Source organism: Massilia sp. HP4 (assembly GCF_005222695.1).
Classification (GTDB): domain Bacteria; phylum Pseudomonadota; class Gammaproteobacteria; order Burkholderiales; family Burkholderiaceae_D; genus Telluria.
Map to the genome: position 1 here is coordinate 82779 of NZ_STGG01000070.1, position 21543 is coordinate 104321.

The window sequence follows — 21543 nt, forward strand, 5'->3', positions numbered from 1 at the left end:
GAGCCGGCGTCGTTCATTGGAGACGACTGTTCAGACGTGGGCCAGGTCGTGCTGGCGAATCGCGCTGTCGATCCAGTCGTCGATATGGCTGAACCGGTATCCCAGCGACTTGGCGCGCGAAGTATCGAGCACCAGCGGCGTGAGCAGGTCGAAAGGCGATGCGCTGCCTGTCGCCACCTTGCGCGTGCGCGCAGTCGCCTGCAGCGCCGCCGCCACGCGGCCATGCAGCTCGTAGGCGGACAGCGCGCCGTCGGCTGCCGCGTTCACCGGTCCGGTAAACGCCTCGGCGCCGGCCCAGGCCAGGAAGTCGGCCGCCTCGCGCGCCTCGATGAAGGACGTACGCGCCCTGGCGCTGGTATAAGGAAGCACGGCACCCTGGCGCACCTGGTCGACGTAGTGAGCGAGGCGACCGGTGTAATCGTCGACCCCGCCCAGCACGTGCGCCATGCGTACGCTCACCACCGGCATGCCGCCGGCGCGGTACAGATAGGCTTCGGCCTGGACCTTGCCGGCGACCTGGCTGTCGCCGGCGCGGGCCGGATCGTGCCATGGATAGCCGGTGTCGATCGGCTGGGCGTCGACGTGCAGCGATTCTTCGTCGAAGGCTTGCGATTGAGGTTCCAGCGCGCGATAGACGTCGACCGTCGACGTCATGATGTAGCGCCCGACCTTGCCCTTGAAGACCCGGCTCGAGATGGCCGCGTCGAGCGGCGAATGGCACATCTGGTCGTAGACGATATCGAATTGCTTGCCGCCGAATGCGGCCTGCATGGCCTGCTCGTTGCGGCGATCGACGCGCACCCGCGTGATGCGTGCGCCGAAGGGGTCCGGCGCGTAGGCGCGGCTGGCGATGGTGACGTGATGGCCAGCCCGGACCAGGCGCTGCACCAGCAGCTTGCCGAAAAACCGGGTTCCACCGATGACGAGGATATTCTTGGGCATGGCGTTCCTTGTATGATCGCCACCATTTTCCTAGCCGCAGTACAATTCTTCAAACGAGAAAAAGACATGCCAATGAATAAGAAAAACTTAGCCATGAGGTCTGCGTGAAGGCATTGCGCAGCCTCTCCGGCCTGATCGACTTCGAGTGCGCCGCGCGCTGGGGCAGCTTCAAGCTGGCCGCGCGCGAGCTGCACAAGACTCCCGCGGCGGTCAGCCTGCAGGTCAAGCAGCTCGAGGAAAATATCGGGTTCGCGTTATTCGTGCGGCATCCGCGCCACATCGCGCTCACCGAGAAGGGACAGGAGCTGGCGATCGCCACCGCCCGCATGCTGGGCGACCTGCGCGCCAAGGTCACCGCCTTGCAAAGCGGCGACGAAGAAGCCGTGCTGCGCATTGCCACCACCCACTCGTTCGCGATCAAGTGGCTGGTGCCGCGCATGCACCGGTTTACCAAGCTGTATCCCGAACTCGACATCCGGCTCGATTCTAACGACGCCCCGGTCGACCTGCAGGCCGACAGCACCGACGTCGCGATCCGCTATGGCACGGTGACCGATGGCGATCCGACGGTGCTGTTTCGCGAGCGCCTGGTGCCGGCCTACAGCCCCGAACTGCTGGCCCCTGGCCAGGCCGCGCTGACCCTGGCCGACCTGGGCGAGCACCGCCTGTTGATCGTGCATTCGCCCGAAGCCTGGCTGCAGCTGCTCAACGAAAACCGTGCGCTCAAGGGCAAGTACGATTTCTCGCGTGCCTACAGCCATTGGGGCGTGCTGGTGCAGGCGGCGGTGGCCGGGCAGGGCGTGGCCCTGGTGCCGTACGGGATCGCGTTCCAGGACATCGCTTCCGGCGCATTGCGCCAGATTCCGTGCCGCAGCGTGCCGTTTGCGAACGGCTATCGTTTTCTCGCCAACCCGCACAAGGAACACATGCTGAAGGTCCGGCGCTTCCATGAATGGATGGTGGCCGAGATGGCGGCCATGAGCGCGCATCTCGATCATCGCTAGAATCCGTGAAGCATGAATGAAAAACGGCGGCCCGAGGCCGCCGCTCTCACTGAATCAGGACGCTGTTACTTCACGCCATGCATCAGTTTCTGGATCACCGGCGCCAGCAGCAGCAGCAGCACGCCGCCGCCCAGCAGCGACCAGAAGCCGAAGCTGTAGCCGCCCAGTGCCGAGGTCACCGACATGCCGGTATCGCCCGAGACGTGCGAGGCGAAGATGCCCGACAGGTTGTTGCCGATACCGGTCGACAGGAACCAGCCGCCCATGCCCAGGCCCACCAGGCGGGTCGGGGCCAGCTTGGTCACCATCGACAGGCCGATCGGCGACAGGCACAGCTCACCGATCGACTGGATCACGTAGACCGCAAACAGGGTCCAGAACGGGATCTTGCCGTTGTCGTTGATCAGCTGCGACAGCGCGTACATCAAGAGGCCAAAGGCCAGCGCGTTGAACACCAGGCCGAGACCGAACTTGCGCGGAATCGACGGGTTCGAATTGCGCTTGCCCAGCCACACCCAGATCGCGGCGATGATCGGCGCGAACACGATGATGGCGACCGAGTTCACCGACTGGAACCAGGCGACCGGGAAGGTCCAGTCACCGAAGTTGCGGTCGACGATATTGTCGGCCAGGAAGGTGAACGAGCTGCCCGCCTGCTCGAAGAAGCACCAGAACAGGATGTTGAAGAAGAAGATGATCATCATGGCCCAGGTCTTGTCGCGCGCGACCTTGCCTTCGCGGATGCCTTCCATGACCAGCATCGCTGCCAGGCCGATGAACAGGATGGTCAGCAGCACTTGCAGGTTGTTGGCGCCGGCCTGCAGCAGCAGGTACATGACCGGGATCACGACCAGGGCGCCGATGATGGTGAAGATCAGGCGCTTCGGATTGGCCAGGTCGCCGATCGGCGCGCCGATGCCCTTCAGGGACTTGCGGCCGACGTAGAACCAGAACAGCGAGATCAGCATGCCGATGCCCGAGGCCAGGAACACGATCTTGTACGATGGCATGGCCTGGGTGCCGAACACCTTCTCAGCCAGGATCTGGGTCAGGATCGGTGCGAAGAAGGCGCCGACGTTGATGCCCATGTAGAAGATGGTGAAGCCCGAATCGCGGCGGGTATCGTTCAGCGAATACAGCTGGCCGACCATGGTCGAGATATTCGGCTTGAACATGCCGTTGCCGACGATGATGGTCGCCAGGCCGAGCTTGAACACGTCATGGTTCGGGATCGAAATCATGAACAGGCCGGCTGCCATGAAGATGGCGCCGACCAGGATCGAGCGCTGGTAGCCGATGACGCGGTCGGCCACGTAGCCGCCGAAGACGGCGCCGGCATACACCAGCGCGAGGTAGGAACCGTAGGTGAGGTTGGCGTCGGCCTGGCCGGCCGCGTCGCCGCCGTAGAACTGGGCGACGATATAAAGGACGAGTGCCCAACGAATGCCATAGAAAGCGAAACGCTCCCAGAATTCGGTCATGAACAGCATCCACAGCGGTGCTGGATGGCCCATGATCTGCTTGAATTCTGGAAGAGGTCGGCTGGCGGGTGTAGTAGCTGCACCGCTCATGCGGTTCCTCCCGAAAATGTAATGACAGAGTAATAGTTATATGGAGCCATTCGAAGGTCGAACATTCCAATAGGCAGGCATTCTAGTGCATATTCTTCATCACAAGAAATCTTTTTCCAGATGTGTTAATACGGTTCGAAGATGGTGCACTGCACCCCGCGCGGCTCACGGTTTTGGGGCACGCGGCGCCACGGTTTGGCGTATATTGCTGTATAGGCTGTAACGTTTCTTTGAAGAGAAGAGGAAAACAGGATCATGACCCACGAAGTAGTCGATACACTTGTCTCACCCGAAAGCCTGCAACTGGTCGACACCCTGATTTCGCCGCAAGGCCGGCTCGAAGTGCTGTCCAAGGCCGAAGTGGCCAAGCTGCTCGAAACCGGCCAGGCCGGCCTGTACGATGTATTTCGAAAATGCGCGCTGGCCGTACTGAATACCGGCAGCGACATCGATGACGGCAAGGAGCTGCTGGAGCGCTATGCGTCCTTCGAGATCAGCATCCTGCAGCGCGAGCGCGGCATCAAGCTCGATATCCGTAACGCCCCTGGCAATGCTTTTGTCGATGGCAAGATGATCCGTGGCATCCACGAACACCTGTTCTCGGTGCTGCGCGATATCGTGTTCGTGAATTTCGACGTCACCGACAACCCCAAATTCGACCTGACCCGCAGCGAAGGCATCACTGACGCGGTATTCCACATCCTGCGCAACGCCAATGTCCTGCAGCCGCAGCGTAATCCCAACCTGGTGGTGTGCTGGGGCGGCCACTCGATCAGCCGCATCGAATACAACTACACCAAGAAGGTCGGCTATGCGCTGGGCCTGCGCGAGATGGACATCTGCACCGGCTGCGGACCGGGCGCCATGAAAGGCCCGATGAAGGGCGCCACCATCGGCCACTCCAAGCAGCGCCTGGGCAGCGGCCGTTATCTCGGCATCTCGGAGCCGGGCATCATCGCGGCCGAGTCGCCCAATCCGATCGTCAACGACCTGGTGATCATGCCCGATATCGAGAAGCGTCTCGAGGCCTTCGTGCGCACCGGCCATGGCATCGTCGTGTTCCCGGGCGGCGCCGGCACCGCCGAAGAGATCCTGTACATCCTGGGCATCCTGCTGCACCCGGATAACGCCGAGATCCCGTTCCCGCTGATCTTTACCGGGCCGGCGTCGAGCCGCGACTATTTCACCCAGATCGACGCTTTCCTGGGCGTGACCCTGGGCGAGGCGGCGCAGCGGCGCTACCAGATCATCATCGACGACCCGGACGCGGTCGCGCGCGCGATGCAGGCCGGCGTGCAAGAGGTGCGCGCCTTCCGCAAGGCGAACAGCGACGCCTATTACTATAATTGGCGCCTCAAGATCGACCATGAGTTCCAGAAGCCGTTCCGGCCGACGCACGAGAATATGCGCAACCTCGACCTGCACCGCGGCATTCCGACGCATCTCCTGGCGGCCAATCTGCGCCGCGCGTTTTCAGGGGTGGTGGCCGGGAACGTGAAGGAAGAGGGAATCCGCGCGATCGAGCAGTACGGCAAGTACGAGATCAGTGGCGAGGCCGAGATCATGGCCCCGATGGATGCGCTGCTGGCGTCGTTCGTGGAACAGAGCCGCATGAAGCTGCCGGGCAAGGCGTATACGCCGTGCTATACGATCGTGCAATAAAGTGGGGCCGGCAGTATCGGCGCCGATAAAGAAAGCCGCCTTTCGGCGGCTTTCCTGTATCAGTCTTCCTTGCGCAGATGCGGGAACAGCAGCACGTCGCGGATGTTCGGCGAGTCGGTGATCAGCATCATCAGGCGATCGATGCCGATGCCGCAGCCGCCGGCCGGCGGCATGCCGTATTCCAGCGCGCGGATGTAGTCGGCGTCGTAGAACATCGCCTCGTCGTCGCCCGCGTCCTTGGCGGCCACCTGGGCCAGGAAGCGCGCGGCCTGGTCTTCGGGGTCGTTCAGCTCCGAGAAGCCGTTGGCGATCTCGCGGCCGACCATGAACAGCTCGAAGCGCTCGGTCACGCCTTCGCGCGTGTCCGACGCGCGCGCCAGCGGCGAGACTTCAGCCGGGTAGTCGACGATGAAGGTCGGTTCCCACAGCAGCGCTTCGGCGGTCTCTTCGAACAGCGCCAGCTGCAGCGCGCCCAGGCCGGCGGTGGCGAATGGCTTGACGCCGAACTTCGTCTTGAGCTCGGTCTTGATGAACTCGGCGTCGTTCAGCTGTTCCGGCGCATAGCCCGGCGCGTACTTGTCGATCGCCTCGACGATGGTCAGGCGCTGGAAGGGCTTGGACAGGTCGAGCTCGCGCCCGCCATAGGTCAGCACGGCGCTGCCGTGGGCGTCGATCGCGGCCTGGCGGATCACTTCTTCGGTGAAGTTCATGATCCACTTGTAGTCGGTGTAGGCCGCATAGAATTCCATCATCGTGAACTCAGGGTTGTGGCGAACCGAGACACCTTCGTTGCGGAAGTTGCGGTTGACCTCGAACACGCGGTCGAAGCCGCCGACCACCAGGCGCTTCAGGTACAGCTCGGGCGCGATGCGCAGGTACATTTCCATGTCCAGCGCATTGTGGTGGGTGACGAAAGGCTTGGCCGCGGCGCCGCCCGGGATCGGGTGCAGCATCGGGGTCTCGACTTCCATGAAGCCGTTCTTTTCCATGAAGCGGCGCATCGACGACATCGCGGCGGTACGTGCCTTGAAGGTGCGGCGCGTGTCTTCGTTCATGATCAGGTCGACGTAGCGCTGGCGGTACTTGGTCTCCTGGTCGGCCAGGCCGTGGAATTTGTCCGGCAGCGGACGGATCGCCTTGGCGATCAGGCGCAGCTGGCTGACCTTGACGGTCAGCTCGTCGGTCTTGGTCTTGAACAGGGTGCCTTCCACGCCCAGGATGTCGCCCAGGTCGTAGCTGCGCAGCGCTTCCATTGCATCTTCACCCGCGTTATCGAGGGCGATATAGACCTGGATACGGCCGTTGGCGGCCGGGCCGGAACTGTCTTGCAGGGTCGCGAAGGCGGCTTTCTTGCCTGCTTCGCGGCGCAGCATCATGCGGCCGGCCAGCACGACGGCGACCGGTTCGGCTTCGAATTCTTCGCGGGATTTGCCGTTGTAGCTCTCGACCAGGTCGGCGGCCTTGTGCTGCGGGACGAAGTCGTTCGGGAAGGCGATGCCTTTGTCGCGGATCGCGGCCAGCTTGACACGGCGCTCGGCCATGATCTTGTTTTCATCGGCGCCGGCTGGCTGGACCTGTTCTTGGTTTTCGGTGTTCATGTTTGATTGGTTCTGGTGTTGGATGTTCATGCGAGCAGCGATTCAACGTCCAGCTGCGTGAAATCGTTGACGATGGCGATGACATTGTCGAATTCGGCAAACGCCTCGGCCGGCAGGGTGGTGGTGAGCACCACCGCGCGCATGCCGGCGCGGTGCGCCGCTTCCACGCCCAAGGGCGCGTCCTCGAACACGATGCACTGGGCCGGCATCGTCGCGCAGCGGTCGGCCGCCTTCAGGAACACGTCCGGATGGGGTTTGCCGCGCGGGACGTCGACCGTGCCGACCACCACCGCGTCGAAGCGGCGATGCAGGTCCATCTCGTCGAGAATGAAGCTGGCGCTGCCAGGCGACGCAGAGGTGGCCACGGCCAGCTTCCAGCCTTTGGCGGCGCCTGCATCGATGAAGGCGTCGAAGCCGGGAAGGGTGCGGCGGTGCGGGGCGTACAGCTCGCGATACAGCACTTCCTTCTCGTGGTTCAGCGTGGCCAGTTCGTCGTCGCCAAGCTCGTCGCCCAGGTAATGGCGCAGGATTTCCTTGCCCTGGCGGCCGGCGGTGTCGCGAAAGAACGCGTCCGGCTCGATGGTCTGCCCCCGCCGCGCGAAGAAGGTGATCCACGCCTGGGTGTGGAAGTCCATATTGTCGACGATGGTGCCATCCATGTCGAAGATCAGCGCGCGCGCGGGTGTGGTCATCGGGTCTCTACCTGTTAAACGTTCTGCTTGAGGGATGCGGAAATGAAATCGTCCAGATCGCCGTCGAGCACGTTCTTGGTATTGCCCGTCTCGAAACCGGTGCGCAAGTCCTTGATGCGCGACTGGTCGAGCACGTACGAGCGGATCTGGTGGCCCCAGCCGACGTCGGTCTTCGAGTCCTCGAGCTTCTGCTGCTCGCTCATGCGGTTACGCAGTTCGAGCTCGTACAGCTTGGCGCGCAGCATGTCCCAGGCCTCGGCCTTGTTGCGGTGCTGCGAGCGGTCGTTCTGGCACTGGACGACGATACCCGATGGGCCGTGCGTCAGCCGCACCGCAGAATCGGTCTTGTTGATGTGCTGGCCGCCGGCGCCCGATGCGCGGTAGGTATCGATGCGCACGTCGGCCGGGTTGATCTCGATCTCGATCGAGTCGTCCACTTCCGGGTACACGAACAGCGAGGTGAACGAGGTGTGGCGGCCGTTGGCCGAATCGAACGGCGACTTGCGCACCAGGCGGTGCACGCCGGTCTCGGTGCGCAGGTGGCCATAGGCGTATTCGCCGTCGACCTTGATGGTGGCGGTCTTGATGCCCGCGACCTCGCCCTCGGACTGTTCGAGGATCTCGGCCTTGAAGCCCTTGCGTTCGCAGTAGCGCAGGTATTGACGCAGCAGCATCGAGGCCCAGTCTTGCGCCTCGGTGCCGCCGGCGCCGGCCTGGATGTCGATGAAGCAGCTGGCATGGTCCATCGGGTTGCTGAACATGCGGCGGAACTCCATCGCCTCGATGATCTTCTGGACGCCTTCGAGGTCGCCCGACACCGCTTCGATGGTGTCGTCGTCGCCTTCTTCGCGCGCCATGTCGAACAGGTCGCGTGCATCGGCCAGGTCGGCCTTGGCCTTCTCGAGCACGTGCACGACGCCTTCCAGCGCCTTCTTCTCTTTGCCCATTTCCTGGGCTTTCTTCTGGTCGTTCCAGATCGATGGATCTTCCATCTCCTGGTTGACCTGCTCTAGTTTCTCCGACTTCTTATCGAAGTCAAAGATACCTCCGAAGTTCGGCCTCACGACCCGTCAGGTCGGTCAGCAGGGCGGAAATGGCGTTGATGCGTTCGGCTTCCATGGTCTCGGCAGTCTCATTAGTTGGTTGAATCGAACCGGGGATTATACCCGACGACCGCTTGATGACGCCGTATGGATTGCCATGGCGGTCGCCGCTGCCGTATCATCGCCCCGTCTCGTTTCCCGGATTCCCCATGAACCGCCATTTGCGTTACCAAATCGGCATCGCCTTCGCGCCGCTGCTGCTCATCCTTCCCGTCTACGCCGCCCAGGCGCCAAACGGTTCGACCGCCTTGCTGGCCGTGCTCGAGACCTCCGACCTGCACTCGAACGTGGTCGGCTACGATTACTACAAGCTGGCGCCGGACGCCTCGATCGGCTTCGACCGCACCGCGACACTCATCCGCCAGGCGCGCAAGGAGTTCGCCAACACGCTGTTGCTCGACAATGGCGACACGATCCAGGGCACGGCCTTCGCCGACTACCAGGCGCTGGTGAAACCGCCGGGCTGCGACCAGGTGCTGGGCATCTACAAGATCATGAACGCGCTCGGCTACGAGGGTGGCACGGTCGGCAACCACGAGTTCAACTACGGCCTGCCATTCCTGAACCAGATCACCGGCAGCAGCTTCAAGGTCAAGGACGTCCAGCCGCAGGCCAGGCCATGCGCGGGCCCGGACTTCCCGATCGTGCTGGCGAACATCCATAGCCTGCAGACGAACCAGCCGCTGTTCGCCCCGTACAAGATCATCGACAAGAAGATCGTCGCGACCGGCAAGGACGGCAAGCGGGTCGAAAGCACCGTCAAGGTCGGCATCATCGGCTTTACGCCGCCGGAGATCATGTCATGGGACAAGCGCTGGCTCGAGGGCCGTGTCACACCCGTGGACATCCGCGCCAGCGCCGAGCGCTACATCCCCGAGATGCGCAAGAAGGGCGCCGAGCTGGTGGTGGTGCTGGGCCATTCGGGCCTGGACGATGCGGCCTATTCGCCGAAGATGGAACACACCAACTGGCACCTGGCGAAGGTGCCGGGTGTCGACGTGGTACTGATGGGCCATTCGCACCAGCTGTTCCCGAACAAGGACAGCAGCGTGCCCCAGTTCAACCTGCCCGGCGTGGACAAGGTGCGCGGCCTGGTGCACGGCGTGCCGGCCGTGATGCCGAGCCAGTGGGGCAAGCATCTGGGGGTGGTTCAACTCCATCTGAAATCCGACGGCAAGCGCTGGACCGTCGAGCAGGACAAGACCGTGGTCGAAGCGCGTTCGACCCAGACCGCGCCCAAGACCTTCGTCGAGCCGGATGCGCAGGTCACGGCGCTGGTACGCGCCGAGCACGAGGCGACCATCGCCTACGTGAAGACGCCGGTCGGCCGCTCGGCGTTTCGCATGACGACCTATTTCGCCGACGTCGGCGACCCATCGGCGCTGGAAGTGGTGAACCGCGCCCAGGCCGAATACGTCGGCAAGTACGTGCAGGCCAACCTGCCGCAGTACGCGAAGTTGCCGGTGCTGTCGGTGACGGCGCCGTTCAAGGCCGGCTTCCCGACCGTCGCCGATTACACCGACGTCCCGGCGGGCGACCTGGCGCTGAACAATGCGGCCGACCTGTACCTGTTCCCGAACTCGCTGTATGCGGTCAAGGTCGACGGCGCGGGCCTCAAGGCCTGGCTCGAGACGGCGGCGGGGCGCTTCAACACGATCGACCCTTCGAAGAGCGAGGCGCAGGAGCTGGTCAATGCCCGCTTCCCGAGCTTCAACTTCGACACGATCACCTCGCCCGACGTGCGCTACGAAATCGACGTGACGCGTGCGCCGGGCGACCGGATCCGCAAGCTGTCTTACCAGGGCAAGCCGGTCGACGCGAGCCAGGAATTCCTGGTGGCGACCAATAACTACCGCGCCAGCGGTGGCGGCGGCTTCCCGGGCCTGGATGGCAGCAATGTGGTACTGGCATCGCCGGACAATAACCGCGACATCCTGATCGACTACATCCGCAATGCGAAGGAACTGGGCCGCAAGGCGCAGGGCTCGGCGCGCAGCTGGCGCTTTGCGCCGGTCAAGACGGCGGGGCCGGTGGTGTTCCATTCGGCGCCGGACCTGGTCGGGCTGGCGCAAGAGGCGGGCATCGATAACGTCAGCCAGTTACAGGCCGACGATGGCAGCGGCAAGGGCACCGCGCTGTACGCGGTGGATCTGTCGAAGTAGGGTTGGCGGCTGCGCCGCCGACGCGGTGATCGTTGGCGGCTAGATCATTCGGTACGATATAGGAGCAGTTAGCAATCGACGCGTCGGCGGCAAAGCCGCCAACCCTACGGCATCACGTCAATGCAACTGCTTCTTCTCCGGCTGCACCAGCACGAAGGGGCTCACCACCGACGCCCACAGCACTTCATCGGCTTGCAGCCAGCCCTGTGCCTGCGCATCGCTGACCTTGGCCACGGCCCCTTCGTTCATCCAGCGCGTCACGCTCTCGCGGTCGTCGTGGGCGATGCGCAGGGCGACCTCGATCAGGTCCAGCGCCTCGCTGACCCAGATCACCGACCCGCTGGCGAAGTGGCGTTCCAGCTCGCTCCATTTGACGCGGCCGGTCTCGCGGTTGATCTTGTCATGCAGTTCGGTGTCGTTCTCGGGTTTGGTTTTCATGGTGAATCTGTTCAAGGAATCTCGACCGCAGGATGCGGCGAACCCGCCCATGTTAACCGATAGGTCTGCGCCTTGCGCACATTGCCAACCAGCGCCGGCCGGAAACAGGCCAGGCAAGTACCGCCTGGATGCCGCACGCTGGGATAGATGACGCCCATCGATCCGCCCTCGAGCAGCTCGTTCGCCAGCGCCTGCGACGCGACGTAGCTGGCCGGATCCAGGCAATCCTCATAGGCGGCAATCCCGCGCACATCGTGAAAGCTGGCGCTGAAATCGGCTAGCAGGCACTGGTAGCTGACGCTGTCGTCGAAACGGCCGATCTCGGCGTATTCGACCGTCTTGTGGAAGATGACCTCGGCCAGCGAGGTCTCGGCATCGAAGCCGCAATACCAGGCCCCACGCTCGCCGTCGTTGAAACGGCTGCCCTCGGGCCGCGCATAGGTGAAGGCCGCATTGATGATGCGGAAGTTCGGCACGCCGAATACCAGTTCGTCCATGCCGATGCCCGGCAACAGCCCGGACTCGCCGCGCAGGCGGTCATTGGTCGCGTTATCGAGGTCGAACAGGTCGCGCAGGATGTCGTCGCTCTCTGCGAGCGGCGCCAGCACCGAGTCTTCCATGTCGGCGAAGCGCGAGGGGATCAGGCGGCAGGTATCGTTCTTGCGCAGCAGCGTGAGCCGCGGCATCAGTTTCAGGCTCACAGGCCACCGCGCCGGGCATCGAGCAGGCGGCGCACGCTTTGCATCGCGAGCAGGCCGCCGCCGAGCATGAAGGCGAGCGGCGTGCGGCCGGCAAATACGGGGTTGGTATTCGGCAGCTGGACCCATTCGTCGGCCAATTTGTCGCCGTACAGGATGTGCAGGCTTTTGTAGATGCCGAGCAGGTAGGAGATGCGCGTGATGCGGTCGACTTCGAGCAGCCGGTCGGGGTTCTTCTTCCAGTCGTAGAAGGCGGATGACGAAAGGCCGCCCAGCAGCTCGCGCGCATCGTCGTCGCGCAGGCTCCAGGCCGCTGCCAGCTTGAAGAAACCTTTCAGTGCCGACTGCGACAGGCGCTCGCGCTCGGCCCGCGAATTGAGGTCGACCAGGGTCGCCGGTTCGAAGCGGCTCTTGGGGTAGGCATAGGCCAGGCTCATGATTCCTCCGATATAGGATTGTTTATACTCCGATTTAGTATTGCATGCAAGGACCGGTTGTCAAGCGGGCCGCTGCGTGACAAAATCGCCTCATTGCCAAACAGCAAAGATTCTGACCTGATCCCATGCGCCTGAGCTCCCTGTCACTGATCGTCGTCTGCCTCGTGGCTGCCGCTGCGGCCGGGCAGGCGCGCTTGTCGACCCAGGATGTGCGCAGCCAGGTGATGGAACATGAGCGTGCCTTCGCCGCCACGATGGCGGCGCGCGATTTCGAAGGGTTCGCGAAATACCTGTCGCGCGAGGCGGTCTTCATGACGGCCGACGGCGCCCTGCGCGGCAAGGAGGCGGTGATGAGAGCCTGGCGTCCCCATTACGACGGCGCGCAGCCGCCGTTCTCGTGGGAGCCGGAACAGGTGGAGGTGGTCGAATCGGGCACGCTGGCCTATAGCACCGGCCCGATCCGCGATGCCGCCGGGCGCCGGATCGGCAGCTACAACTCGGTGTGGCGGCTCGAAGCGCCGGGGCGCTGGGCGGTCGTGTTCGACCGTGGTTGCGACTGCAGGAAGTAAGCCCGGCTACGCGCCACGTGGCGCACCCAGCGTTGCGATCGGAAATATACGGTCATAGGCCAGGTTGAACAGGAAGCCGTACACCAGGTAGAAGGTGACGATCGCCAGGTCCATCACCAGCGCCGCCCACAGGCCGATGCCCAGGTACCAGGCGATGAGGGGAATCAGCATCACGACTAGTCCCGCTTCGAACAGGAAAGTATGGGCGACGCGGATCGCCATCGTTTTCTCGACGCTGCCGCGCAGGCGCAGCATGGCGCGGTCGAACCCCATATTGAAGACGAAGTTCCAGACGGTCGCGATGGTGGCCGAGGCGATGCCGATCACGCCCATATGATCGACCGGCTGGTCGAACAGCGCCGCCGATCCGGGGATGAAAATGGCGAGGGCGACTGCCTCGAACAGGAGCGTGTCGAACACGGTCGCGCAGATTACGCATAAAGAACATTCCTCTGTAAAACGTGGGGGCCGCATCATCGCATACACGATCAATGTATGCACAGGAGAGAAACCGAGGTCGGCGTATTGGCGACCTTCCTGGCGGCCGACCAGGAGAACCTGGTGGCTCCGCTTCCCCACATCCCCGAACTCGGCCAGGATATCTGGCTGTCGATGCGCAGCAGCGCGCGCATCAGGGCCGTGGTCGATTTCATGGGGCAGGTATGTGCCGGGTATCGCCAGGGTGGCGACTGACGGGACGGATCGCTTCGATGGGCGGTGGCGCATCGAAGCGATCCGGATGGCTTCATGGCACGACGGTGCGCGCCAGGTTTTTAGTCCGCGCCCAGGCCGGTGGCCAGCGCCGCATCGGCGCCTGCGCCCGCGCTGAGCATCCAGCCGGTCATCAAGAGATAGAACATCAGCACCGTGAACAGCACCGACACGCGGCGCGCATTGATGCCTTCGAACAGCGGCTTCTTGCCGTAGTTGACGCCAACGAAATAAGCGCCGAACACGGTGGCCATATAGTGCACGGCGCCGAAGGTCTCGCCCAGTTCGCCCTTGCGCGGATGGTCGACCAGCAGGTGCGACAGGATCACCAGGATCAGGTAAGGCACCGAGGCGGCCAGCGGCGGCAGGTACAGGCCGAAGCGCTCGACGAAGGCGCGGATGGCCGGACGCTTGCGCGCCAGCAGCGGCAGGAACAGGTTGTGGATCAGGCCCGTGATCACGATGATCTTGAGCAGCACCGCCTTGTGCAGGCTTTCCTTGCCAAAGCCGAGGTTATGCAGATTGGTCTCGGCCTGGCGGTTATTTTGCAGGAACCACTCCGGCGACTGGATCTGCAGGATGCGCTGGAACCAGCTGATCTCTTCCAGTGCGGCCAGGGCGACCAGGCCGGTCAGGCCGGCCAGCACCAGCACGCCGAGATTGAAGCCCTCGGTTTTCCAGCGGTCGATCGCGACATAGCCCAGCAGGCCAGAAGTGAGCGAGAACGCCAGGAACTGCATCCATTCGACGATGCCGTCTTCCACCAGCAGGCGCGCCAGTTCATGCGGATTGTTTGCCCAGATCAGGGCCAGCAGCAGGCAGAATGCGTTGATGACGGTGGCCGAGACGATCACCGGATGCTTGTACCATTTGTTATCTACCACTAAGTTACTCCTTCAAAGACGAAAATTGTTCTGTTGCCAGCGGCTGCAGTGCGGGCCCCGGCGCTGGGGCAGGGTCCGGTTCGGCCACCCGGTCCGAGGCGCGGCGTCCGGTACGGCGCAGGGCGGCGGCCAGCAGGGCGACCACGGCCCAGCCCCACAGCAGCGGGTCGATCACGGCATCCCACAGGTTGCCGGTCGGCAGGCGCAGCAGGGCGAAGAGGGCGAGCGCGCCGAGCAGGCTCGCCGCCGGACCGCGCGCATGGCCGCGCACGATCGCCAGCACGCAGCCGAGCGCCGCGACGATGCCGAACAGCGGCGCCGCTGCCGCGCCGAAGCCGGCGTAATAGAAGCCGCGCGCCAAGAAGCCGACGGCGTCGATGTACAGCAGGGCGCCGACGACGACGAGCACCCCGGCCAGCGCCTGCGGCATGGCCTGGCTGCGGCGGATGCCGTTCCAGCGCTCGGCCAGGCGCAACAGGCAGCAGCCAACCAGCAGGCCGCTCGGGTACTGGAAGGCCAGGCCCAGCCACCAAGCCGGCGACAGCTCGCCCGGCAGGGCCATTGCCGCCAGCGACACGGCCAGCACCGTCGCCAGCGCCACGCGCGACATTTGGGCCGATTGCGGGACCAGGCGGCGCCACAGCGCGCACGCCAGGGTGGCAAGCACGATGGCCCAGCCCAGGCGGCCGTACAGGATTTGCAGGGAAAGATCCGGCAGGTTCATCACATCGTGCCTCCAGCCTGGATGCGGTAGCGGTGGTGGGCGATCGCCTGGCGCTGCCAGGTATAGGTGACGTGCAGTTCGTCGCCGACCTGCTGCAGGGTCGGATACGAGAATTCGTCGCCGGCCTTGCCCCTGGCGATGTCGGCGACCGTGCGCCAGCTGCGCATGTCTTCCGAGATCGACAGGCGCAGGACGCTGCGCGCCGAGGCGTCGTCCGCCGCGTGATTGTGCAGCATCAGGAACTGGCCGCTGGCCAGGCGAATCGCCGCCATCGAGGTGTTATGGTTCGGCAGGTCGAGCGCCGGCAGGTCTTGCCAGCTGGCGCCGCCGTCGATACTCGTCGCATGCTGCATGCGGCGCGCTTCGCTGTCGTCGCGCAGCAGGGCGCGCACCTCGGTCTTCGAGACGGCCACGATGGCCGGCTGCAGGGTCGAGGTGGTCTGGCCGATGCGCGCCAGCGAGGTCGGGTTGCCCTGGGCGTCGAAGGCCATCAGCATCGGATACTTGTTGCCGATCTCGAAATAGACCGGCAGCCACCAGCCGCCATCGCTGAGCGCCAGCGGCGAGGTACGCACCAGGGCGCTGGTATTGAATAGCGGCGAAGTCGGCAGCACGCGGCGCATGCGGAAGCTGGCGCCCTGGTCTTGCGACACGATATGGGCGATGCGCGATGCGGCCCAGCCGCCCAGGCCGGTGGCCACCACGTACAGGTGGATCTTGCCGTCGCGGTCGGTCCAGGCGACCGGATTGCCGATGCGGCGCACGCCGAAGCCCAGTTCGGCGCCCAGCGATTCGCGGCTGGCGACCACCCACGGCGCGCTCCAGGCGCCATTGGCCCAGGTCGAGGCATACACCTTGACGTCGGGGCCGCTCTCGCGGCTGCCGGCCCACCAGAAGGCCAGCATGCGGTTGCCCGGCAGCGGCGTCATCGAACTGGCGTGGGCCGACGGCATGCCGTGCGGTGCGGGGATATGGGTGCTGGACAGCTCGGTGAGCGTCACCGGACCGCCATGGGCGGCGCCGGCCAGGCTCGGCTGGGCGGCGGCGTGAGCGCTGCGCATCCAGCGCAGGCCTTCGGCGCCGAGCATGAGCAGCACGAGCAACACACAGCCGAGCAAGACGAGATTGCGGGGGCGCGGCTGAGGGATCTGGGGATTCTCCATTCGCTTCCAGTAGAGGGAACCCAGCAGCTGCGTCCTGCACTGGCGGGCTCTGACATCGAGGGTCCCGGGAGCGATGCTGTCACGCTGCGGGATTGCTGACGCTAAATAGCCGGCCAGCAAAAGGCGCTATCGTACCGGAAAGCCGCGAAAAACACATCAGGCAGAGGCCAGAATCGCGCTGAAATTCGCGTCGTTACGCGTCGCTGCCACCGAAAGACCGGCAGATCATGGCAAGCTTGCCAACGAATCTTGCGCTTCTCGGCAATTTTTTGATAACAGGCACGACACTCGGCCTATACTTGCGGTTTCGACAGCCTTGGCATGCCGCATGCGTACTTTACCCGCATACCTCATCTTGTTCCTTGCCCTGCTCGGGACGGGATGTGCGAACCAAAATCCTTATTTCGACTCAAGCAAGTCGCATCACCGGCCTGAAGGCTTTGCCAACAACTATCCGAACAATCCGGCCTACCAGCGGCCCCAGCTCGGCTTTTTCGAGGGCTGGGCGGCGCGCATCAAGAACTGGACACAAGACGAATCGGTGCGCGCGCCAAGCGCGCCGATCCCGACCGTGGCGCCCGATCTTGCCTTCATACACGCCAACCGCGACACGCCGGCGCTGACCTGGATCGGGCATGCGACCTTCCTGTTCCAGACCGGCACCGGCGTCAATATCCTGCTCGACCCGGTGTTCGACGAACGCGCTTCGCCGCTGTCCTTCGCCGGCCCGAAAAGGCACCAGCCGCCGGGCGTGGCGATCGCCGACCTGCCGCGCATCGACGTCATCCTGATCAGCCACTCGCACTACGACCACCTGTCGCGCGATTCGCTGCGCCAGCTGTACCGGCAGGCCGGCGGCCCGCCGCTGCTGGTGGCGCCGTTGGGCGTCGATATCTGGCTCGAAAAGAACGTGACCGGCGGCGACCGCTCTCGCATCGTCAAGCTGGACTGGTGGGACAAGACGGTCTACCAGGGGCTCGAACTGCACCTGCTGCCGGTGCACCACTGGTCGGCGCGCTCGCTGTGGGACCGCAACGAAACGCTGTGGGGCGGCTTCGCGGTGACCCGGCCCGGGTTCTCGTTCTTCTTCTCGGGCGACCTCGGGTATTCGAAGGATATCCAGGACATCGCCGCGCGTTTCGACGGCTTCGACCTGGCGGCGGTGGGCATCGGCGCCTACCAGCCGATCTGGTACCGCAATTCGCACGTCAGCCCGGACGAAGCGGTGCGCATCCACCGCGAGCTGCGCATCGAGCGCAGCGTCGGCATGCACTGGGGGACGTATCCGATGGGGCAGGAGCGGCTGGGCCAGGCCGCGATCGACCTGGCCATCGCGCGCAAGGCGCAGGGCGTGGCCGACGATGCGTTTTTTGTCATGAAGATCGGGGAGACGTACCGGCCGCCGTCGCCGCCGCCGTCCCCACCGCCGTCCGCACCGCCGTCCGCACCGCCGTCCGCACGATAGCGATCAGGTTTGCGGCGCGCGCAAGGTCAGCTTGAGAATCTCGCCCGGCTGCCATAGCCGCATGCGCGGCCCCCAGCCGCCGGCGCCGCGGCTGATCAGCAGCTGCATATCGCCTTCGCGGTGCACGCCCACCAGGTGCGGAAACTCGCGCTGGACCAGGTAGCTGAACGGCCAGATCTGGCCGCCGTGGGTGTGCCCCGACAGCATCAGGCTCACGCCTTCCCTGGCAGCGCGCTCGACCAGGCCGGGCGCCGGGATGTGCGCCAGCAAGATGGTGGCGCCTTCCAGGCGGCTCGGGATCGTGCGTCCCAGTCCGGCGTAGATGTCGCCGCCGCCACGCATGGCGCGGCCGATGTCGTCCAGGCCCGCCAGGTGCAGGCCGGGCGCGATCTCGACCCGTTCGTCGCGCAGCCATTTGACGCCGCCGGCGGCGAATTCGGCGATCGTGCCGCCGGCGTCGCCATAGTATTCGTGGTTGCCCGTCACCGCCCATATGCCCAGCGGCGCGCGCAGGCGTCGCAAGACCGGCGCCAGCTGGTCGTCGTTGATCGGCTCGTCCTCGACCTGGTCGCCCAGCATCACGACCACGCTTGGGGCCAGCGCATTGATCTGGTCGATCCGCTTGCCGAGCCAGGCGGCGCGGCGCTGCGCGCCCAGGTGGGTATCGCTGATCGCAACCAGGGTCATGCCGTCCAGATCCTTCGGCAGGCCGGCCAGCGTCAGTTCGTGTGCGACGATGGCCGGGGCGCGCACGGCCTGGAAGATGGCGAAGGCGCTGATCGACACGCCGGCGATGGCGCCGGCCGCAAGGATCCGAGGCGCCCACTGGCGCAGCCAGAGCCCGAAGCCGGTCACGAGATCGGCCACCAGCAGGTATTGCGTCATGACGAACAGGACGCCGAGCCAGGTCATGGCGAATTGGCCCGGCCACCAGCGCCAGTCGAGGGCGGCGTCGCCCAGCCGCACCCCGAACAGGTAGACGGCCCAGACGACGACAGCGCCCAGCCACCACCAGCGCGCGCCGATCCGCTTGCGCACCGGCGCGAGCGCATACAGGCGGTGCGCCACATAGAAGTGCATCAGCGTGCCGATGCCATTGAGGATGAGTGAAAACATGCGTACTTACGCCGGAACCTGGCCGGCCTTGGTAGTCCAGAACCGGGCAATCATAGCGGGAACGCAATGTTCATGTCGCCGGGAATTATCTTGACGTTTATACTGCCTTGTCCCCGTCCACCACGACCGTCCAGTGAAAGAATTGCTCAGCGCGACCGCGCACATCCTGCTTCTTCTTCCCACCGGCCTGTTCCTGCTGATTGCCCTTGGCCTGCTGCTGCGCCGGCGCTGGCGACGCTTTGGCAACATCGTCGCCGGTGGCGCGCTGGCGCTGTTGGCCTTCTTGTCGAGTAATGCCGGCGCGCGCTTGCTGGTCGCGCCACTCGATGCGATGACGACACCGCTGCGCTCGCCCGAGAACACGGACGCGCAGGCGATCGTGGTGCTGTCTGCCGGCCGGCTGCAAGAGGCGCCCGAGTATGGCGATCGCGACATCCCGGACTATATCGCCCTGGGGCGCCTGCGCTACGCGGCCCATCTGCACCGGCGCACCGGCCTGCCGATCCTGGTGACCGGCGGCGAGCCGCGCCCGGGCGCCGCGAGTCTTGCCGATGCGATGGCCCGCGCACTACGCGAGGATTTCGGGGTGCCGGTGCGCTGGATCGAGAAGCGCGCGCGCAACACGGCGGAGAATGCCGCCTTCAGCGCCGCGCTGCTACGCCCGGATGGCGTCGAGCGCGTGCTGCTGGTGACCGATGCGATGCATATGGAACGCGCCCGCACCGTGTTCCAGCGCGGCGGACTGCAGGTGACGGACGCGCCGACGATGTTCTTCGGCGACCAGGCACGCGGCATCGGCGCCTGGCTGCCGAGCGCCGAAGGCATGCGCCGCTCGTGGTATGCGTCGTATGAGCTGCTCGGGATTGCCTGGTATCGCCTCGGAGGGCGGGAATAATCCTAGGCCGGTTCCGCGTGCTCGACCAGCAACTGCACCTTGGTCACCCCATTGTACTCATTGGCATCGAGCCTGAACGCGACCCGCGCCCGTTCCGGCAAACTCTCCGGATGCCCGAACCAGATCGCATCGTAGCGGCGGCCGTTCTTTTCCAGCAGCAGTTTCAGGTGGCGCTCTTTCAGGATGCGCTGGCTGACCACGCGGAATTCGTCGCAGAACACGGGGGGCGCAAAGCCCTGGCCCCAGACCTGGTCGTCCATCAGCGCGATGAACTGGGTCGAATAGAACTCGTCTTCGAGCGGACCGTCGGTCTCGACGATGCGCTCGAGCTGGGCCTCGGTCAGCCAGGCCTGGCCGACCGCCTCGAAAGCCTGGCAGAAGTGGCCGAAGGCGTCATGGCGGATCGACAGGCCGGCCGCCATCGCGTGGCCGCCGAACTTGTCGATCAGGCCAGGCACGCGCTTGGACACCAGGTCGAGCGCGTCGCGCAGGTGGAAGCCCGGGATCGACCTGCCCGAACCCTTGATCCAGCCATCGCCGGCAGGGGCGAAGGTGATCGTCGGCCGGTAGAATTTTTCCTTCAGGCGCGACGCGACGATGCCGATCACGCCCTGGTGCCAGCCGTCGTCGAACACGGCGATGGTGCTGGCGCTGGTGGGCTCGAAGCTGTCGAGGTGGATGAGGGCGGTGTCCTGCATCTCGGCCTCGATCTCGCGCCGCTTGAGGTTGATCTCGTTGAGCTGCTGGGCGATGGCCCAGGCGCGGCCCTCGTCGTCGGTGGTCAGGCACTCGATGCCAAGCGCCATGTCTTCCAGCCGGCCGGCGGCGTTCAGGCGCGGACCGACGGCAAAACCCAGGTCGAACGGCGAGGCGCAGCGCGCTTCGCGGCCGGCCACGCGAAACAGCGCCGCCACTCCAGCGTGCATGCGGCCGGCGCGCATGCGTTTGAGGCCTTGCGCGACCAGGATGCGGTTGTTGGCGTCGAGCTTGACCACGTCGGCCACGGTACCCAGCGCCACCAGGTCGAGCAGGTTGTCGAGCTTCGGTTGCGTCTGGGCGTCGAACACGCCACGCCGGCGCAGCTCGGCGCGCAGCGCCAGCAGCACGTAGAACACGACGCCGACGCCGGCCAGGTGCTTGCTCGGGAAGCCGCACTCGGGCTGGTTCGGGTTGACGATCACGCGCGCCGGCGGCAGGGCGTCGCCCGGCAGGTGATGGTCGGTGACGACCACCTCGATATTGCGGCGGTTGGCCTCGAGTACGCCCTCGATGCTGGCGATGCCGTTGTCGACGGTGACGATGATGTCGGGGTTCTTTTCGCGCGCGGTGATCTCGACGATCTCGGGCGTCAGGCCATAGCCGTGCACCACGCGGTTGGGGACGAAATAGTCGACTTGCGCGCCCATCGCGCGCAGGCCGCGCAGGGCGACCGCGCAGGCGGTGGCGCCGTCGCAGTCGTAGTCGGCGACGATGGTCATGCGCTTGCCGGCCTGGATGGCGTCGGCCAGGAAGACGGCGGCCGCGTCGATGTGCAAGAGGCCGGCCGGCGGCGACAGCGCCGCCAGCTCGCTCGAGAGCTCGCGCACATGCTCCAGGCCGCGCGCGGCGTAGATGCGCGCGAGCACCGGGTGGACGCCATCCTGGCGCAGCAGTTCCGAGATGCGGAACGGGCAGGGGCGGGTGGAGATGCGGGTCTTGGTGGTCAAGTG

The 21543-nt window shown here is 65.0% G+C and carries 21 protein-coding genes; 7 read left to right on the forward strand and 14 right to left on the reverse strand.

What is annotated here, in order from left to right:
* Positions 1-30: 30 nt before the first annotated feature.
* A complete protein-coding gene (locus E8M83_RS24820; protein WP_137176026.1) occupies positions 31-942 on the reverse strand; it encodes an NAD-dependent epimerase/dehydratase family protein in 912 nt (303 codons plus the stop codon).
* A 104-nt stretch (positions 943-1046) separates the two neighbouring features.
* Between E8M83_RS24820 and E8M83_RS24825 the strand changes: the two genes are divergently transcribed.
* The gene (locus E8M83_RS24825; RefSeq protein ID WP_137176027.1) at positions 1047-1946 is read left to right on the forward strand and encodes a LysR substrate-binding domain-containing protein; all 900 of its coding nucleotides are present in this window, start codon (positions 1047-1049) and stop codon (positions 1944-1946) included.
* A 65-nt stretch (positions 1947-2011) separates the two neighbouring features.
* Here the strand turns inward: E8M83_RS24825 and E8M83_RS24830 are convergent, their stop codons facing one another.
* Entirely contained in the window at positions 2012-3517 is a 1506-nt protein-coding gene (locus E8M83_RS24830) for a peptide MFS transporter (RefSeq protein ID WP_137176028.1), read from the reverse strand.
* A 255-nt stretch (positions 3518-3772) separates the two neighbouring features.
* Between E8M83_RS24830 and ppnN the strand changes: the two genes are divergently transcribed.
* Complete coding sequence (gene ppnN, locus E8M83_RS24835; RefSeq protein WP_137176029.1) at positions 3773-5179, forward strand: nucleotide 5'-monophosphate nucleosidase PpnN; 1407 nt, start codon at positions 3773-3775, stop codon at positions 5177-5179.
* 59 nt (positions 5180-5238) lie between these two features.
* Here ppnN and lysS read toward each other — a convergent pair whose 3' ends face one another.
* From lysS to prfB, 3 genes are all read right to left on the reverse strand, one after another.
* Positions 5239-6777, reverse strand: a complete 1539-nt coding sequence (gene lysS, locus E8M83_RS24840) for a lysine--tRNA ligase (protein ID WP_137176030.1) — start codon at positions 6775-6777, stop codon at positions 5239-5241.
* Positions 6778-6803: 26 nt separating this feature from the next.
* Positions 6804-7469 carry an HAD family phosphatase gene (locus tag E8M83_RS24845; RefSeq protein ID WP_137176031.1) on the reverse strand — a complete coding sequence of 222 codons (666 nt, stop codon included), beginning with the start codon at positions 7467-7469 and terminating at the stop codon, positions 6804-6806.
* A 14-nt stretch (positions 7470-7483) separates the two neighbouring features.
* Positions 7484-8588, reverse strand: a protein-coding gene (gene prfB / locus E8M83_RS24850) for a peptide chain release factor 2 (RefSeq protein WP_137176032.1) whose coding sequence is annotated in 2 segments (ribosomal slippage) — positions 7484-8506 and positions 8508-8588 — 1104 coding nt in all. Because the reading frame shifts where the segments join, the coding sequence is not laid out codon by codon here.
* Positions 8589-8721: 133 nt separating this feature from the next.
* Here prfB and E8M83_RS24855 point away from each other — a divergent pair.
* Positions 8722-10734, forward strand: coding sequence for a bifunctional 2',3'-cyclic-nucleotide 2'-phosphodiesterase/3'-nucleotidase (locus E8M83_RS24855; RefSeq protein ID WP_137176033.1), 2013 nt, complete (start codon positions 8722-8724; stop codon positions 10732-10734).
* 117 nt (positions 10735-10851) lie between these two features.
* On the opposite strand, the gene E8M83_RS24860 is transcribed toward E8M83_RS24855, so the two are convergent.
* Genes E8M83_RS24860 through E8M83_RS24870 form a run of 3 tightly spaced genes read right to left on the reverse strand, consistent with a single transcriptional unit; the run spans position 10852 to position 12307 of the window.
* Positions 10852-11172 (reverse strand): DUF2288 domain-containing protein, encoded by a 321-nt coding sequence (locus E8M83_RS24860; protein WP_137176034.1) that lies wholly within the window; start codon positions 11170-11172, stop codon positions 10852-10854.
* 11 nt (positions 11173-11183) lie between these two features.
* Positions 11184-11858, reverse strand: coding sequence for an RES family NAD+ phosphorylase (locus E8M83_RS24865; protein WP_137176081.1), 675 nt, complete (start codon positions 11856-11858; stop codon positions 11184-11186).
* 11 nt (positions 11859-11869) lie between these two features.
* Entirely contained in the window at positions 11870-12307 is a 438-nt protein-coding gene (locus E8M83_RS24870; RefSeq protein ID WP_137176035.1) for an antitoxin Xre/MbcA/ParS toxin-binding domain-containing protein, read from the reverse strand.
* A gap of 125 nt (positions 12308-12432) precedes the next feature.
* On the opposite strand from E8M83_RS24870, the gene E8M83_RS24875 reads away from it, so the two are divergent.
* Positions 12433-12876: a DUF4440 domain-containing protein gene (locus tag E8M83_RS24875; RefSeq protein ID WP_137176036.1), complete on the forward strand. Its 444-nt coding sequence runs from the start codon at positions 12433-12435 to the stop codon at positions 12874-12876.
* Positions 12877-12882: 6 nt separating this feature from the next.
* Here E8M83_RS24875 and E8M83_RS24880 read toward each other — a convergent pair whose 3' ends face one another.
* Complete coding sequence (locus E8M83_RS24880; RefSeq protein WP_229491905.1) at positions 12883-13296, reverse strand: PACE efflux transporter; 414 nt, start codon at positions 13294-13296, stop codon at positions 12883-12885.
* Between the two features lie 75 nt (positions 13297-13371).
* Here E8M83_RS24880 and E8M83_RS24885 point away from each other — a divergent pair, with 75 nt between their 5' ends.
* Positions 13372-13569 (forward strand): hypothetical protein, encoded by a 198-nt coding sequence (locus E8M83_RS24885; protein WP_137176037.1) that lies wholly within the window; start codon positions 13372-13374, stop codon positions 13567-13569.
* Between the two features lie 80 nt (positions 13570-13649).
* Here the strand turns inward: E8M83_RS24885 and E8M83_RS24890 are convergent, their stop codons facing one another.
* Genes E8M83_RS24890 through E8M83_RS24900 form a run of 3 tightly spaced genes read right to left on the reverse strand, consistent with a single transcriptional unit; the run spans position 13650 to position 16358 of the window.
* The gene (locus E8M83_RS24890) at positions 13650-14471 is read right to left on the reverse strand and encodes a hypothetical protein (protein WP_137176038.1); all 822 of its coding nucleotides are present in this window, start codon (positions 14469-14471) and stop codon (positions 13650-13652) included.
* A 4-nt stretch (positions 14472-14475) separates the two neighbouring features.
* Positions 14476-15195 carry a hypothetical protein gene (locus E8M83_RS24895; RefSeq protein ID WP_137176082.1) on the reverse strand — a complete coding sequence of 240 codons (720 nt, stop codon included), beginning with the start codon at positions 15193-15195 and terminating at the stop codon, positions 14476-14478.
* A complete protein-coding gene (locus E8M83_RS24900) occupies positions 15195-16358 on the reverse strand; it encodes an exo-alpha-sialidase (protein ID WP_137176039.1) in 1164 nt (387 codons plus the stop codon). The genes E8M83_RS24895 and E8M83_RS24900 overlap by 1 nt, the downstream gene beginning before the upstream one ends.
* Positions 16359-16686: 328 nt before the next feature.
* Here E8M83_RS24900 and E8M83_RS24905 point away from each other — a divergent pair, with 328 nt between their 5' ends.
* Positions 16687-17823: an MBL fold metallo-hydrolase gene (locus tag E8M83_RS24905; RefSeq protein WP_229491907.1), complete on the forward strand. Its 1137-nt coding sequence runs from the start codon at positions 16687-16689 to the stop codon at positions 17821-17823.
* A 3-nt stretch (positions 17824-17826) separates the two neighbouring features.
* Here E8M83_RS24905 and E8M83_RS24910 read toward each other — a convergent pair whose 3' ends face one another.
* Positions 17827-18939 (reverse strand): metallophosphoesterase, encoded by a 1113-nt coding sequence (locus E8M83_RS24910; RefSeq protein WP_137176040.1) that lies wholly within the window; start codon positions 18937-18939, stop codon positions 17827-17829.
* A 133-nt stretch (positions 18940-19072) separates the two neighbouring features.
* Here E8M83_RS24910 and E8M83_RS24915 point away from each other — a divergent pair, with 133 nt between their 5' ends.
* On the forward strand, positions 19073-19834 hold the full coding sequence (locus tag E8M83_RS24915; RefSeq protein WP_137176041.1) for a YdcF family protein: 762 nt from the start codon (positions 19073-19075) through the stop codon (positions 19832-19834).
* A gap of 2 nt (positions 19835-19836) precedes the next feature.
* On the opposite strand, the gene recJ is transcribed toward E8M83_RS24915, so the two are convergent.
* Positions 19837-21540, reverse strand: a complete 1704-nt coding sequence (recJ, locus tag E8M83_RS24920; RefSeq protein ID WP_137176042.1) for a single-stranded-DNA-specific exonuclease RecJ — start codon at positions 21538-21540, stop codon at positions 19837-19839.
* Between the last annotated feature and the right edge of the window lie 3 nt (positions 21541-21543).